General features: G+C 73.4%; 13 protein-coding genes. 8 read left to right on the top strand and 5 right to left on the bottom strand.

The annotated features are described in order from the left end of the window. Nucleotides 1-2 precede the first annotated feature (2 nt). Entirely contained in the window at nucleotides 3-1,439 is a 1,437-nt protein-coding gene (pntB, locus tag OG294_RS31520) for a Re/Si-specific NAD(P)(+) transhydrogenase subunit beta (protein WP_327069957.1), read from the top strand. 67 nt (nucleotides 1,440-1,506) lie between these two features. Here the strand turns inward: pntB and OG294_RS31525 are convergent, their stop codons facing one another. Both OG294_RS31525 and OG294_RS31530 read right to left on the bottom strand, forming a co-directional pair. Continuing rightward, entirely contained in the window at nucleotides 1,507-2,898 is a 1,392-nt protein-coding gene (locus tag OG294_RS31525) for an MFS transporter (RefSeq protein ID WP_327069958.1), read from the bottom strand. 5 nt (nucleotides 2,899-2,903) lie between these two features. Continuing rightward, on the bottom strand, nucleotides 2,904-3,941 hold the full coding sequence (locus OG294_RS31530) for a GlxA family transcriptional regulator (protein ID WP_327069959.1): 1,038 nt from the start codon (nucleotides 3,939-3,941) through the stop codon (nucleotides 2,904-2,906). A gap of 213 nt (nucleotides 3,942-4,154) precedes the next feature. On the opposite strand from OG294_RS31530, the gene OG294_RS31535 reads away from it, so the two are divergent. Next, the gene (locus tag OG294_RS31535) at nucleotides 4,155-5,033 is read left to right on the top strand and encodes an SURF1 family cytochrome oxidase biogenesis protein (protein WP_327069960.1); all 879 of its coding nucleotides are present in this window, start codon (nucleotides 4,155-4,157) and stop codon (nucleotides 5,031-5,033) included. An 86-nt stretch (nucleotides 5,034-5,119) separates the two neighbouring features. On the opposite strand, the gene OG294_RS31540 is transcribed toward OG294_RS31535, so the two are convergent. Continuing rightward, on the bottom strand, nucleotides 5,120-5,371 hold the full coding sequence (locus tag OG294_RS31540; RefSeq protein ID WP_327069961.1) for a Smr/MutS family protein: 252 nt from the start codon (nucleotides 5,369-5,371) through the stop codon (nucleotides 5,120-5,122). Between the two features lie 181 nt (nucleotides 5,372-5,552). Between OG294_RS31540 and OG294_RS31545 the strand changes: the two genes are divergently transcribed. Then, nucleotides 5,553-6,641 (top strand): polyprenyl synthetase family protein, encoded by a 1,089-nt coding sequence (locus OG294_RS31545; protein WP_327069962.1) that lies wholly within the window; start codon nucleotides 5,553-5,555, stop codon nucleotides 6,639-6,641. A gap of 261 nt (nucleotides 6,642-6,902) precedes the next feature. Here OG294_RS31545 and OG294_RS31550 read toward each other — a convergent pair whose 3' ends face one another. Beyond that, entirely contained in the window at nucleotides 6,903-7,826 is a 924-nt protein-coding gene (locus tag OG294_RS31550; protein WP_327069963.1) for a ScbA/BarX family gamma-butyrolactone biosynthesis protein, read from the bottom strand. Nucleotides 7,827-7,951: 125 nt separating this feature from the next. Between OG294_RS31550 and OG294_RS31555 the strand changes: the two genes are divergently transcribed. After that, nucleotides 7,952-8,578 (top strand): ScbR family autoregulator-binding transcription factor, encoded by a 627-nt coding sequence (locus tag OG294_RS31555; protein ID WP_327069964.1) that lies wholly within the window; start codon nucleotides 7,952-7,954, stop codon nucleotides 8,576-8,578. Further along, nucleotides 8,575-9,552 (top strand): NAD-dependent epimerase/dehydratase family protein, encoded by a 978-nt coding sequence (locus OG294_RS31560; protein WP_327069965.1) that lies wholly within the window; start codon nucleotides 8,575-8,577, stop codon nucleotides 9,550-9,552. Before OG294_RS31555 ends, OG294_RS31560 begins: the two co-directional genes overlap by 4 nt. Nucleotides 9,553-9,641: 89 nt before the next feature. Here OG294_RS31560 and OG294_RS31565 read toward each other — a convergent pair whose 3' ends face one another. Continuing rightward, nucleotides 9,642-10,973 (bottom strand): IS701 family transposase, encoded by a 1,332-nt coding sequence (locus tag OG294_RS31565; protein WP_327069966.1) that lies wholly within the window; start codon nucleotides 10,971-10,973, stop codon nucleotides 9,642-9,644. A 263-nt stretch (nucleotides 10,974-11,236) separates the two neighbouring features. Here OG294_RS31565 and OG294_RS31570 point away from each other — a divergent pair, with 263 nt between their 5' ends. The 3 genes from OG294_RS31570 to OG294_RS31580 all read left to right on the top strand — a co-directional run bounded on the left by OG294_RS31570 (nucleotide 11,237) and on the right by OG294_RS31580 (nucleotide 14,091). Continuing rightward, nucleotides 11,237-11,812, top strand: coding sequence for a helix-turn-helix domain-containing protein (locus OG294_RS31570; RefSeq protein WP_327069967.1), 576 nt, complete (start codon nucleotides 11,237-11,239; stop codon nucleotides 11,810-11,812). 59 nt (nucleotides 11,813-11,871) lie between these two features. Next, nucleotides 11,872-12,789, top strand: a complete 918-nt coding sequence (gene galU, locus OG294_RS31575; protein WP_327069968.1) for a UTP--glucose-1-phosphate uridylyltransferase GalU — start codon at nucleotides 11,872-11,874, stop codon at nucleotides 12,787-12,789. Between the two features lie 243 nt (nucleotides 12,790-13,032). Next, on the top strand, nucleotides 13,033-14,091 hold the full coding sequence (locus tag OG294_RS31580; protein ID WP_327069969.1) for a ParB/RepB/Spo0J family partition protein: 1,059 nt from the start codon (nucleotides 13,033-13,035) through the stop codon (nucleotides 14,089-14,091). Nucleotides 14,092-14,158 lie beyond the last annotated feature (67 nt).

Below are 14,158 nucleotides of genomic sequence, written 5' to 3' on the forward strand. Positions count from 1 at the left end.
CGATGACCGCCACGACAGCCTCGCACGCCGCGGACCTGGTCGCCGCCCTGTTGTTCATCCTCAGCCTGGCCGGGCTCTCCCAGCACCGCACCTCGCGGGCCGGGGTCGGCTACGGCATCGCCGGCATGGCCCTGGCCCTGGTCGCCACCGTCGTGGTGGCCGCCCAGAGCATCACGGCCGGTGCGGTCGTGCTGATCGTCCTCGCGATGGCCCTGGGCGGCGCGCTCGGCCTGTGGCGGGCGCGCCAGGTCGAGATGACGCAGATGCCCGAACTCATCGCCGTCCTGCACAGTTTCGTCGGCCTGGCCGCGGTGCTGGTCGGCTGGGACAGCTACCTGGAGGTCGAGTCGCACGGGTCGGCACAGACCCGCATCGCCGCCGACCTGCTGGGCATCCACCACGCCGAGGTGTTCATCGGCATCTTCATCGGCGCCGTCACCTTCACCGGCTCCATCGTCGCCTTCCTCAAGCTCTCCGCCAGGATCGCCTCGCGCCCCCTGACGCTGCCCGGCAAGAACGCGCTCAACGCCGGTGCGCTCGTCGCCTTCGCGGCGCTGACGATCTGGTTCACCGTCAGCCCCGGCCTCGGCCTGATGATCATGGTCACCCTGCTCGCGCTCGCCCTGGGCTGGCACCTGGTCGCCTCGATCGGCGGCGGGGACATGCCCGTGGTCGTCTCGATGCTCAACAGCTACTCCGGCTGGGCGGCGGCTGCCGCCGGGTTCCTGCTCGACAACAACCTGCTCATCGTCACCGGCGCGCTGGTCGGCTCCTCGGGTGCCTACCTCTCCTACATCATGTGCAAGGCGATGAACCGCTCCTTCCTGTCCGTCATCGCGGGCGGCTTCGGCATCGAGGCCCCCTCGACCGGCGACGCCGAACAGGGCGAGCACCGCGAGATCCGCGCCCAGGAGGCGGCCGAACTGCTCGCCCGGGCAAGCTCGGTGGTCATCACCCCGGGCTACGGCATGGCGGTGGCGCAGGCCCAGCACCCGGTCGCCGAGCTGACCCGCCGGCTGCGCGAGCGCGGCGTCGCGGTCCGCTTCGGCGTCCACCCCGTCGCCGGCCGGCTGCCCGGGCACATGAACGTGCTGCTGGCCGAGGCGAAGGTGCCCTATGACATCGTGCTGGAGATGGACGAGATCAACGACGACCTCGCCGCCACCTCGGTCGTCCTGGTCATCGGCGCCAACGACACCGTCAACCCCGCCGCCACCGACGACCCGTCCAGCCCGATCGCCGGCATGCCGGTGCTGCGCGTCTGGGAGGCCGAACAGGTCGTCGTCTTCAAGCGGTCGATGGCCTCCGGCTACGCGGGAGTCCAGAACCCGCTGTTCTTCCGGGAGAACAGCAGCATGCTCTTCGGCGACGCGAAGCAGAGCGTCGAGGACATCCTCCAGGCCCTGGCCGCCGTCCCGGAGCCGGTCGCGGCGCGGTAGGGCCTGCCCGGCCGGTCCTGCCGACCGGACAGGCCCTTGGGCCTCGCAGCGCGTCAGGTGCCAGGTGTCAGGTCCGCAGCGCCGCTGTCCTCGCGCCGGCCTCGGCCGGCCGGGGCGAGGGCACGGCCTCCGCCGAGGCCTGCAGCCCCACGCCCTTGGTCTCCTCCGCCCACCGCACGCTGACCAGCAGGCCGACCGCGGTGAGGGCGGCGGCCATCAGCATGGTCGGGCCGATGCCGACCCCGGTCAGCGCGATCGGCAGCAGATAGGTGCCGACCGCCGCACCGATCCGGCTCGCCGAGGTGGCGAAGCCCACGGCGGTGGCCCGCACCGAGGTCGGGAAGAGCTCATTGGGGTAGGTCCAGTCGAGCACGTTCGGCCCGCCGCACAGGAACGCGTAGGCGCAGAGCGCGAAGAGCGCCAGCAGGGCCGGAGCCGTCGGCCAGACCCCGAGGAAGACCAGCGGCACCATCATCAGGGCGAACGACCAGATGATGGTCGGCCGGCGCCCGTGCCGGTCGATGGCGCGCAGCGCCGGGTAGCAGCCGAGCAGGAAGACCAGGCTGATCACTCCGGTGCCCAGGGTGTCCATCACGGTGCCGCCCGGCATGCCGAAGGAGCCCAGGATGGCCGGACCGAAGGTCAGCATCGCGAAGAGCGGCGCCACCTGGCACAGGAAGAAGAGGCAGCAGAAGAGCGTCCGGCGCCGGTAGGCGGGGCTGAACAGCACCCGCAGCGACCCCGGGTCCAGCCGCTCGCCGCCGTCGGCCGGCGTCCCCCGCAGCTCCTCGGCCGTCACCTCGCGTCCCAGATGACGGCGCACCAGCGCGACGGCCTCCTGCTCCCGGCCGTGCTGGGCCAGCCACAGCGGCGACTCCGGCGAGCCGCGCCGCACCACCAGGAAGAACGCGCAGAGCACCGCCGAACTGGCCAGCATCCAGCGCCAGCTGCCGTTCCCGCCCAGCTGCAGGAAGAGGTAGCCGACCACGTAGGCGAGCACCGAACCGGCGTACCAGGCGATGATCTGCTTGCCCAGCAGCCGGCCCCGGTCCTTGATCGGCAGCCACTCCGCGAGCAGCGAGGTGGCGATCGGATAGTCGGCGGCGACCGCCATCCCCAGCACGAACCGCAGCGCGACGATCGCCCACACGTCGGTCACCCAGAACGAGCCCACCGAGCAGGCGGCGATCACCAGCAGGTCGGCGGTGTACATCACCTCGCGCCCGATCCGGTCCGTCAGCATCCCGAACAGCGCACCGCCGACGAACATCCCGATCAGCGCGGCGGCCCCGATCAGGCTCACCTCCGCGGTGCTCAGCCCCAACTCCGGCTTCATGCCGATCAGGGCCACTCCGACGATGCTCAGGATGTACCCGTCCAGCAACGGCCCGCCCGAGCAGGCCAGCGCCAATCGGCGGTGGAACGACGTATAAGGGGCATGATCAATGGTCGCGGACATTCACCCTATGCTGCGCCGCCCCCCATGCCCCGCCCAGAGGCGAAGGTCCCGGACGGCCCGGGACCCTCGGCCCACCGCGCCCGGCCCAGCGCGGCGCGGTGCGCGGAGGGCGTGGTGCCGTACCGGGCCTGGAACGCCTGGCGCAGCGTCTCGGTGGAGCGGAACCCGCAGCGCCGGGCGATCGCGGTCAGCGGCAGCGCGGTGCTCGTCAGCAGCGTGGCCGCGGCCTCGGTCCGCGCGGCGCGGACGTAGCGGGCGGGCGGTTCGCCGAGCTCGTCGAGGAACAGGCGCGACAGGTGCCGCTCGCTGACGCCGCTGCGGGCGGCGAGCGCGGCGGTGGACAGGTCGGCGTCCAGCTGGCCGGCGATGTGGCGCACCACCTGGCGCAACAGCCGGTGGGCCGGCGGGGCGTCCTGCACATGGGGCGACACCTGGGCCTGGTTGCCCGGCCGCTGCATGTAGGTGACCAGCCAGCGGGCGACCGAGCGGGCCAGCTCGGGGCCGTGGTCGTCCTCCACCAGGGCCAGCGTCAGGTCCAGGGCACTGGTCACCCCGGCCGAGGTGCAGATCTCGCCGTCGACGACGTACAGCGGACGCGGGTCCACCGTGACCTTCGGGTGCCGCTCGGCCAGCCCCCGCGCGTACGCCCAGTGCGTGGTGGCCCGTCGCCCGTCCAGCAGCCCCGCCGCGGCCAGCACGCTCGCCCCCGTGCACACCGAGGCCACCCGCCGGCTGCCCGCCGCCAGCCGGCGCACCTGCTGCAGCAGCAGCGGATCCCCGGCCGCCTCCGCATGGCCCAGGCCACCGGCGACCACCAGCGTGTCCAGCGGCCCGCGCACCTGCTCGACCGCGGCCTGACTCACCAGCGCCAGCCCGCTCGCCGACCGCACCGGCCGCCCCTGCACCGATGCCAGCCGCACCCGGTAGCCGGGCTCGGCCCCCAGCCGGTTGGCGGCGTCCAGCGTGTCGCTGACACAGGCGATGTCGAGCAGTTCGGCCTGGTCGTAGCCGATGATCACGACCTGTCGCAGCGGAGCGGGCATGTCGGTCACCCTACGCCTGCCCGTCCGGCTGCCAGGCATCACAGGATTCCGGACATGATCCCGGCGCCCCGCCGCCGGCCGGTCTCCCGCCCCGCCCGTACCACCGCGCCGCCGGCCGGTTCCCCCCGGTTCCCCACCGGTCAGCCCACCGGTCCGCCCCGCCGAGGCGGGGCCGGTTCGTGGTCGGGAGGTAAAGGGAGATAGCGTCGCCAGGTGCTGTTCCGAATCCTCATGACCCGACGCTGGGTGATCCTGACCCTCGTCTTCTTCGCGATCATCCCGGCGATGGTCCTGCTCGGACGATGGCAGTACCACCGCTACGAGCAGACCAACCGGCAGAACGTCGTGACCGCCGCCGCCATGAAGGCGCCGCCGGTCGCGATGGACGTCGTCTCGCACCCCGGTGGGACGGTGCCCGCCTCGGAGACGTACCGCCAGGTCACCGCGACGGGGCACTACGACCCGGCGCACGAGTTCGTGATCCGCCAGCGCACCGCGGCCGACGGCGACACGATGGGCTACTACGTGGTCACGCCGCTGGTCACCGACGCGGGTGACACGGTGCTGGTCAACCGCGGCTGGGTCGCCCTGGGGACGGACGCCACCAGCTACCCGACGGTGCCGCCGGCCCCCTCGGGCGAGCTGACCGTGACCGGCCGGCTGCGTCCCGACGAGACCTTCCGGCGCGAGCTCAGCGGACTGCCGGACCGGATGTTCATGCGGATCAACAGCAGCGACCAGGCCGCGCGCCTGAAGCAGCCGGTGGTCGCGGGCTACCTGGAGCTGGTCTCCACCAACCCCAACCCGCCGGCCGCCGACGAGGCCGAGCTGGTGCCGGCCCCCAACGTCACCACCACCAACGACGACGCGGTGGTCGGCCAGGGCGTCCACCTGCCGTACGCGATCCAGTGGTGGCTGTTCGCCGCGCTGATCCCGACCGGCTGGGTCGTGCTGCTGCGCCGCGACATCCGCGAGGCCCGCGAGAAGCAGGCCGCCGACGAAGCCGCCGCGGCCGGCCCGGCCCCCGACCCGGATGCGGCCCCCGAGGCTGCCTCCGTCCCGGCCGCCGAGCCCGACCCCGCTCCGCGTTAGGCCCTGGCTCCGTCCCCCAGGCCCTGTGCCGGCGCCCCGCCCCGCCGCCACAGGGCCTCGGCGTGTCCACCCCGCCCGGGGTGCCCTCACCCCTCCCGGAAGTGCACCAGCACCCGACCCGGATTCCGCGGGTCCAGCTCGCGCCGCACGTACAGCTTGCGGATGTGCTTCTGGTCCAGGAACGCCAGCACCCGCCGCATCAGCTGCCCCGAGCCCTTCCCGGGGATGAGCTCGGCGACCGGGTCGCCCGACTGGGCGGCAGCGAAGAGGAACTGACGCATCGCCAGTTCGATGTCACGGTTGTTCCGGAAGATCGGGTGCAGATCGAGGCTCCGCATCCGCGATCACCCGCGCCGGTTCGGCAGCACGGGGCAGGGCGCTTGGGGCTTCTCATCGGTGATCACGGCCGTACCCTAACCGGCCCGGGCGCCGCCGCCACCGGCCCGGCGCCCGCGGATTTCGCCGTACCCCCGGATTCTGCGACCGTGTCACCAGTCCCTCGAACAGGAGAAATGCCCCGTGGCCAGTGCAGCCGTCCCCACCGAGCAGATCCGGGCCCGTATCGCCGGACACGGGCAGCGGTTCGACGCGCTTTTCGAGGAGTACTTCCAGCGCCTGGACACCACCCTGGACGCGCCGTCGTTCAGCCGGTTCACGCCCGACTGCGTGCGGCTGCTGCGGGACCTGTCCCTGCGCGGGGGCAAGCGGATGCGCGTCGTGCTCCTGCACGAGGCGGCCCGCCTGGTGACCGACGAGCCCGTCGAGGGGCTGGACGCCGCGGCGCTGAGCATCGAGCTGCTGCAGACCCACGGGCTGATCCACGACGACATCATCGACAACAGCCCCACCCGGCGGGGCGGCCCGTCGACCTACTACGCCTACCGCGAGCGGTTCCCCGACCAGCCGCAGGCCGCGCTGGGGCTCGCCCTGCTGGCCGGCGACCTCGCGCTCGCCCTCTCGCTGCAGGTGCTCCTCGACTCCACGGCCCCGCTCGCGGTGCGCCAGGCCACGGTGGAGGCGCAGACGCGGGCGATGACGGCCACCTTCGTGGGCCAGATCGCCGACATGGAGCGGGACTTCACCACGATCCCGGACGAGGACGTGCTGCACGGCGTGGCGGACTACAAGACCGCGCGCTACTCGGTCCTGGCCCCCCTGCAGCTGGGACTGCTCGCCGCCGGCGGGCAGCCGGCCCACCACGACGCGGAACTGCGGCGCTACGCCCGGCTGCTGGGGATCGCCGGGCAGATGCGCGACGACTACCTCGACCTCTTCGGGGACGCGGCGACCATGGGCAAGCCCACCGGGACCGACATCCGTGACGGGCGCCGCAACTACACCGTGGCCGCCATCCTGCGGGCGGCCACCGACACCGAGCGGGCCGTCGTGGAATCCGCACTCGGGGACGAGGCCTGCCCCGAGGAGACCATCGCCGCCGTCCGCGACATCGCCCACCGCCACGAGGTCCCCGCGGCCCTGCGTGCGGCCATGCGCCGCCACGCGGAGCAGGCCTCCGCCGGGGCCGCCCGCTGGCGGCCCCGCTGGCGCGACGAGGCGGTCACCGTCTTCGAGTACCTGCCGCTGTGGAGCGTCGACCGGGTCCGGTGAGCGGTCGAGGCCCGGCCCTGCCGTCGGGACTCGGAACGGCTCGGCCGCCGTGCTTGCGGCGCTGGCCGGCCGGCACGCCACCCCCGCAGGAGCAGCAGGGACTCCGTGCGAAGTGGGGTCCCTGCTGGTGTCCTGGGGGAGGCCGTAGCGGTTCGGGTGTTCAGCGCCCGGCTTTGAAGCGGTGGGGGTTGGCAGCGGGCTGGCCGCCCCCGAATCCGCGCGGGGAGAGGCGGGTTCGCCGGCCCGGCGGGGGCATCCGGGCTACGGAAGGGCGTGGGAGGTGAGGGTCGCGGAGAAGACCGTCCGGTCGTGCTGGCGGGCGGTGACCAGGGTGTGGGACTGGTCGGGGGACTCGGCGGTGATCCAGCAGGGGGAGTCGAGTTCGACGTAGCGGAAGAACGCGGCGTCCATGCCGGTGGGCAGGGTGGGGTGGTCGGCGGTGACGGCCTGGGCCGCCTGCCGGGCGGCTTCCAGCAGCAGCATCCCGGGGGCGTGGTCGACCGGGTGGTCGAACAGCACGGGGTGGGTGAGTTCGGCGCGCAGCTCCCACTGTCCGGGCCGGTCGGTGGCGCCGAGGACCACGTCGCCGGCGCGGTCCCGGCCGACCAGGCTCGCCTCGACGGCGGGGGCGAGCGGCAGGAGAGGGTGCAGGAGCGGGCCGTGGTCGGCACGGCCCTCGCGCAGTCTGCGGTAGACAGCGGGGGAGTGGCAGGCGAATCTGGTGGTGGCGGTGGCCAGTTGGGTGCCGTCCAGGAAGACCTGGAAGTGCATCGAGGTGGCCGCCAGCCGGTTGCCGCGGCGGGTGAGGTCGAAGCACTTGATCCGCAGTTCGACCTCGGCGGGGGCACGGTCGACCCGCAGGACGTCCGGGCGGAGCGTGTAGCGCAGGTAGTCCCAGCTGAGGTGGTGGTCGAAGGGCACGTGGTAGGCCGCGTGGGAGAGAAGCGGGAACGTCTGACGGATCGTCTCGCAGAGCAGCAGTGGGTCGTACAGGCCGTGCTGGGTGCCGTAGAAGGCGTGTGCCCGGGGCCACTGGGCGGTGACCCGGAACTCGTCCGGGCCGGTGGGTTGCCAGCCGGTGAGGAACACCTCGGCCACGGCGGTGCGGTGGACGTACTCGCGGGGCACCGTCGAGGTCAGGGTGACGGGTTGGGCGGGGACGGCTAGTTGTGTGGTGCCGGACATGACGATCTACCCCCGGTCGATTCGCGCACGAGCCCGGTTCGGCCCGAACTCTGGCGGCGTGTGCCGCCGTCTGTAAAATAAAGGATGTTCGTTTTGTTTGTCGATGAGTTTCGGTAGGTCGAGGCATGGCAGAACCCAAGCAGGAGCGGGCGGTCCGCACCCGGGCCCAGATCATCGAGGCCGCCGCGGAGGTGTTCGACGAGTCGGGCTTCCACGGTGCGAGCATCAGTCGGATCATGAAGCGTGCGCAGGTCACGGCGGGGAGCATGTACTTCCACTTCGCCTCCAAGGAGGCGTTGGCCCAGGCGGTGATGCTCGGTCAGGGCTCCGGCCTCGAGCTGCCGGAGGCCGAGCCGGGGCTGCAGCAGTTGATCGACATCACGCTGTACCTGGCGAACCAGCTGCAGCACAACGTCCTGCTCCGGGCGGGTGTTCGGCTGGCGGTCGAGCAGGGCGAGTTCGGGATGCGCGACGACGCCCCCTACCAGCTGTGGGTCGAGCGGTTCCGCCAGGAGCTCAGCGCCGCGCGGGAGTCGGGCGATCTGCTGCCCGAGGTGGAGGAGCTGACGCTCGCCCAGGTGCTGGTGGGGGCCTACAGCGGCACCCAGCTCTTCTCGCAGATCGCCACCGGCCGGGCCGACCTGCCCGAGCGGGTCGAGGCGATGTGGCGCTACCTGCTGCCCGGGGTGGCGCTGCCCGCGGCACGGGAGCGGCTCTGTTTCGACGCCGGGCGATGTCGGAGCCTGGCGTGAGGCCGCGGCGGATCGTCCTCACCGGGGCGACCGGATTCATCGGCTCCGCCGTACTGGCCGAGCTGACGAGATATCAGAGCGCGGACCCGGCCGGTGCACCGCTGCAGGTGCGGGTGCTCGGGCGGACCCGGCCCGGGCCGGTGCCGGGTGCCGAGGTGGAGTGGGTCCGGGCCGACCTGGCCAGTCCCGACTCGCTGCGCGGCGTCTGCGAGGGTGCGGACGCACTCCTCCACCTCGCCTCGTACATCGGTCCTGACGCGGCCGTCGGCGAGGCGGTGAACCGGCACGGCAGCGCGGCGCTGCTGGCCGAGGCGCGGCTGAGCGCGGTGCGCCGGATCGTGCAGCTGTCCACCGCGGCCGTCTACGGGGCCGGGCCGCACCGTGGGATCGCGGTGGGCGAGGTGGAGCCGGCGCCGGTCTCCGCGGCGAGCCGGTCCCGGCTGGCTGGCGAGGAGTTCGCGCTGGCGGCCGGTGGCATCGTCCTGCGTCCGGGCCTGATCCTGGGTGCGGGCGACCGCTGGGTGGTGCCGGCGCTGGCCGATGCGGTGGCCCGGGTCCCGGCCCGGTGGGACGGCGGCCGGGCGCTGCTGTCGCTGGTCGGAGTGGGCAGCCTGGCCCGCCTGCTGGTGGCCCTGCTGACCGCCCACGGTCGGCCGGCGCCCGAAGCCGGCCGGGGCGTGGTCCGGCACGCCGGCCATCCGGTGCCGGTACGGCTCGGCGACCTGCTGGCGCGGCTGGCCGAGGCCGGCGTGCTGCCGGCGGTCCAGGAGGACTGGAGCTGGTCGCGCTCGGTGGAGCGGCTGCGCGCCACCGAGGGGTGGGTGAGTGAACGTCAGTTCTCGCTGCTGGGCCAGGACCACTGGTACCGCTCCGAGGAGGTGTGGCGGGCGGCCGGCTGCGCACCGGACCCGGACCCGCTGGACGTGATCGGCGAGGCGGCCGCCTGGTACCGCGCGCACCTCGGGGTCGGTTAGGCCGTGTCCCACAAGATCCGCCGGACCGGCCCTGCGCCCGCAGCGGGCGGCGGCGCCCCGGTCGGCCCGCGCCGTCCGGGTGCCACCGCTCACGCGCTGCGCCGCTGCAACGGCACCCGCGACGGTGACGGCGGCTGGACGCCGGGGGCCCGGTCGCGCCACCCGAGTCGGTGGTGCGCGTACGCGGCCGAGACCAGGGTCAGGTGGCGGTGCCAGCCGGGGAACGAGCGCCCCTCGAAGTCCAGTAGTCCGAAGTCGTCCTCCAGGGCTCGGACGGCGCACGCGGTCCCGGCGGCCAGGTGGGCCAGGGTCAGCAGCTCGTCCACCCGGCGGTGCACCAGATTGCTGATCCACACCTTGGCCGGCCACGGCTCCCCGGGCTCGCGCGCGGCGAAGAGACGGTAGGTGCGCTGGGTCGACCCGGTGCCGGGCCGGTCCTGGGGCAGACGGACCAGGGCGGAGCGGACGCACAGCTGGCGCCGCCCGCCGTCCGGGGTGGCCACCGTGATCGGGAGCGGCTCGCGGGTGCGTCCGATGCCCAGCACGTGGTGGGCGCGGCTGACGACGGTGGGTCCCGGGTCGCCGGGGCCGCCGAGCCGGCCGCCGGACGCGAGCACCGGAAGGTCCGTCGGCGCGCTGAGCACGAAGTCCCGCTCCCGGGCGTCGAGTGCGTCGAGCAGTTGGGTCGGGCTGAGGAAGCCGACGAGGTCGGCAACCACCGGCACCGGCGGGAGAGGGGTGCGCGCGGCGAGCGTGTCGACCAGGTCGACGGCCTGCGCCCAGAGCGGCTCGTGCCGGGTGGCGTCCGGGATCCGGGCGCCCTCGCGCAGGGCCGGCTCCTCGCTCCAGTGGGCCGGCAGGAAGAGCCGCCACTCGACCGGGATGCTGTGCCGGCCGCCGGCCAGGAACAGGCCCAGTCCGAGCTGACAGTTGACGGTCCGTCCGAGGGCGGGATCGAAGCGGCGGTGCACGCCCACCGAGCGGTCGCCGCGTTTGGGCAGCACCGCCGCGCCCAGGCTCCAGGCGCGCAGCGGCAGCCGGCGCGCGCTCCAGTGGGTGAGGCCGGCTCGTGCCGGTTCCCACGGCCAGGGACTGGAGTTGACGAACTGGTGGAGGGACTGGGAGGCCGTCGGGGAGTCGAAGACCGTGGCGGCCAGCCGCCGGACGGTCTTCTTGCCCGGGGTCCGGAGCAGCCCTTGGAGATAGCCGTTCGCCCACTTGCGCTGGTCCGCGCGGGGCAGATGGCCGAAGAGCTCCTCGGTGAAGGTGCTGAACGAGTCGGCCGAGCCGAGTGTACCGACCGCACCGGCCGAGCCGGGTGTGCCGACCGCGTCGGATGGGCTCAGTGTGCTGAACGTGTCGAACGGTCTGCCGAGTTGTCCTGGGGCGGTGTTCCGTAGCGGGCTTGCGCCGAGTGCCATCAGTCCTGCTCTCCCTCCCGAGTCGCCGGGGCACGGCGGGTGGCGACGTAGAAACCATATAGAACGTTCGCTTTTTTATCCAGAGTGGCGACCCGGCCTGCGTGCGACGTCGCGGCGTCGTCACCGAGTTGCCCAAGTCGCGCTGCGATCGGGCGCGGTGGCCCCAGGAGGCCTGCCGGATTGGGTGTGCTGGCCGGAGCGGGTCGCCGTCCGGGCGCCGCAGGAGTGGAAGAGGCAGAGGCTTGGCCATGCAGAACAGGGCCGTGCGTACCAGGGGGGCCGTCCTGGTGGCCGCCGCCGAGCAGTTCGACCGGCACGGCTACGGAGGCACCTCGCTCTCCCGGATCAGCACCGCGGCCGACCTGTCGACGGGTGCGCTGACCTTCCACTTTCCGACCAAGGACGCCTTGGCCGACGCCGTCCAGTGGCACGGCCGGCACACCACCCAGCTGGTCGTGGACGGGCTGACGGAGCTGCGTCCGCCCCCGCTGCGGGGGGTGGTGGACCTGACGCTGGCCCTGGCCGGACTGCTGGAGCGCGACGTCACGGTACGCGCCGCGGCCAGGCTCAGCCGGGAGCGGCCCGGCTGTCCGGCCGTCTGGTGCACGGCCTGGAACCCCGCGCTCGGCAGGCTGGCGGCCAGGGTGACGGGCGGGCCGTCGCCCGCGGGAGCGGCCGGGCCGCTCGTGGCGCTCGCCCGGCACCTGGTGGCCGGTGTCGAGGTGCACCTGCGGTGTGCGGCCGGGCAGGAGGGCGGTCTGGGTGCCTCGCCGGGCGTCCAGGCCGAAATCGAACAGATCTGGAGTCTGCTGCTGCACGGTATGGATCTGCTCAAGTAGCACTGCTGGAAAGAAAGTTGGCTTCTGGCTCGGAAGTCGCCCCGGCTAGCTTGGCGGGCATGAACTCATCCGCTGGTGTTCGACTGACCAAGGCGGTCATCCCCGCCGCGGGGCTCGGTACCCGCTTCCTGCCCGCCACCAAGGCCACCCCCAAGGAGATGCTCCCGGTGGTCGACAAGCCGGCCATCCAGTACGTGGTGGAGGAGGCGGTGGCCGCCGGGCTGTCCGACGTCCTGATGGTGACCGGCCGCAACAAGCGTCCGCTGGAGGACCACTTCGACCGCAACTACGAGCTGGAGGAGACCCTGCAGCGCAAGGGCGACCTGGACCGGCTGGCCCGGGTCTGCGCCCCCACGGAACTGGCCGACATCCACTACGTGCGCCAGCGCGACCCGCGCGGACTGGGCCACGCCGTCCTGTGTGCCGCCCCGCACGTGGGCCGCGAGCCGTTCGCCGTCCTGCTCGGTGACGACCTGATCGACCCGCGCGACCCGCTGCTGAGCCGGATGGCGCAGGTGCGCGAACGCCACGGCGGCAGCGTGGTGGCCCTGATGCGGGTGGACCGGCGGCTGATCCACCAGTACGGTTGCGCGGCGGTGGCGGCCACCGGTGAGGACGACGTGGTCCGAGTGGTCGACCTGGTGGAGAAGCCGGACCCGGGCTCGGCGCCCAGCGACCTCGCGGTGATCGGACGCTACGTGCTCGATGCGGAGATCTTCGACGTGCTGCGCCGCACCGCCCCCGGCCGTGGTGGCGAGGTTCAACTGACCGATGCGCTGGCCGAACTGGCCCGCACGCCGGGCGCGGGGCCGGTGCACGGTGTGGTGTTCACCGGGCGCCGCTACGACACCGGCGACCGCTCGGACTACCTGCGCGCCACGGTCCGGATGGCCTGGGAGCGCGCCGACCTGGGGCCCGAGTTCCGCTCCTGGCTACGGGAGTTCGTCGAGCAGGCGACTCCGGTGCCGGTGGGATGAGCAACTGCGGTCGGTGGCACGGTTGCACAGCGCCGTCGGCGGTGCCGGCGCCGGCGCGGCGTTCCGGCCGTCGTCCTCGACAACGGCGCTGGTGGGCGGGCGAGTTGCCAAGGTCGTCCGGGGGCGCGGCTCGAAACCGGATAACCGAACGGTAGTTACGTATTCTCCTGATGCCGGAGACCGGCCGACCACCGAGCGGCCCTTGCCGCCGGCGTCCAGCCAACCCACGGGGGTGTGTTGCGCATGACCACGCATCGGACAGTTCAGCAGCCGTACGAACAGGACACGCCGTACCGGCTGTGGCGGCACCGGGACCACCAGGTCCACCGGGTCCCGCTCGACCGGCTGCACACCGACGACTCTCCCCGGGCCTCCGGCGAGGTCGCGGCGCACGTCCTCGCCCTGGCCGGTGCCGGCACACCGCTCCCACCGGTCCTGGTGCACCGCGCCACCATGCGAGTGATCGACGGCGTCCACCGGGTGCGGGCCGCCGAGTTGCGCGGCCAGGCAGTCGTCGAGGTGCTGTTCTTCGACGGCACCGCCGAGGACGCCTTCGTCCTCGCGGTCGAGGCCAACATCGGTCACGGCCTGCCGCTGCGCGGGGCGGACCGCCGCGCGGCGGCGGGCCGGATCCTGCTCAGTCACCCCCAGTGGTCGGACCGGGCGATCGCCGCCCGCACCGGTCTGGCGGCCAAGACCGTCGCGGTGCTGCGCCGCCGCGTCCGCACCGGGCAGACCGGATACGAGGTGCCGGCCAGGCCGGAGTCCGTCCCGGTCCGGCTCGGCCGGGACGGCGTCGTGCGGCCGCTGAACACCGCCGAAGGACGTCGGCAGGCGGCGCGGCTGCTGGCCGCCAACCCGCGGGCCTCGCTGCGTGAGGTGGCACGGCAGGCCCGGATCTCGCCGGGCACCGTGCGCGACGTGCGGCGGCGCACCGACCGGGGCGAGGACCCGGTGCCCCCGCGTTTGCGGCCCGTCGAGCGGCGCGGGCCGGTGGTACAGGACCTCGGCGACGAAGGCGTCGTGGTCGCGTTCGACCCCGGGGCCGACCAGGCGCTGGAGAGACTGGTGCGCAACCTCTGCCAGGATCCGGCGCTGCGCCTGACCGAGGCCGGGCGGCTGCTGCTGCGCATGCTCGACCTCCAGCTCGGCGGCGCGCGGCGGCGGCAGGAACTGGTCCGCACGGTGCCTTCGCACCGCGCCGCCACGGTCGCCGAGGCCGCCCGACTGAGCGCCCGCTCCTGGCAGGAGCTGGCCGACCGGCTGGCCGAGCGGGCCGACGACGCGGACGGCGCGGCCTGAACCGCCCACGGCGCCGTCCACGCACCACGCACGAACCCCCGTACGCACGCACGCACCCACCCATGCA

The organism is Kitasatospora sp. NBC_01302, from assembly GCF_035976515.1.
GTDB lineage: Bacteria > Actinomycetota > Actinomycetes > Streptomycetales > Streptomycetaceae > Kitasatospora.

What these genes read in the sequence shown, in the direction of transcription:
- pntB (WP_327069957.1), top strand. Translation starts at nt 3, where the DNA reads ATGACCGCCACGACAGCCTCGCACGCCGCGGACCTGGTCGCCGCCCTG.
- OG294_RS31525 (WP_327069958.1), bottom strand. Translation starts at nt 2,898, where the DNA reads ATGTCCGCGACCATTGATCATGCCCCTTATACGTCGTTCCACCGCCGA.
- OG294_RS31530 (WP_327069959.1), bottom strand. Translation starts at nt 3,941, where the DNA reads ATGCCCGCTCCGCTGCGACAGGTCGTGATCATCGGCTACGACCAGGCC.
- OG294_RS31540 (WP_327069961.1), bottom strand. Translation starts at nt 5,371, where the DNA reads ATGCGGAGCCTCGATCTGCACCCGATCTTCCGGAACAACCGTGACATC.
- OG294_RS31550 (WP_327069963.1), bottom strand. Translation starts at nt 7,826, where the DNA reads ATGTCCGGCACCACACAACTAGCCGTCCCCGCCCAACCCGTCACCCTG.
- OG294_RS31555 (WP_327069964.1), top strand. Translation starts at nt 7,952, where the DNA reads ATGGCAGAACCCAAGCAGGAGCGGGCGGTCCGCACCCGGGCCCAGATC.
- OG294_RS31565 (WP_327069966.1), bottom strand. Translation starts at nt 10,973, where the DNA reads ATGGCACTCGGCGCAAGCCCGCTACGGAACACCGCCCCAGGACAACTC.
- galU (WP_327069968.1), top strand. Translation starts at nt 11,872, where the DNA reads ATGAACTCATCCGCTGGTGTTCGACTGACCAAGGCGGTCATCCCCGCC.
- OG294_RS31580 (WP_327069969.1), top strand. Translation starts at nt 13,033, where the DNA reads ATGACCACGCATCGGACAGTTCAGCAGCCGTACGAACAGGACACGCCG.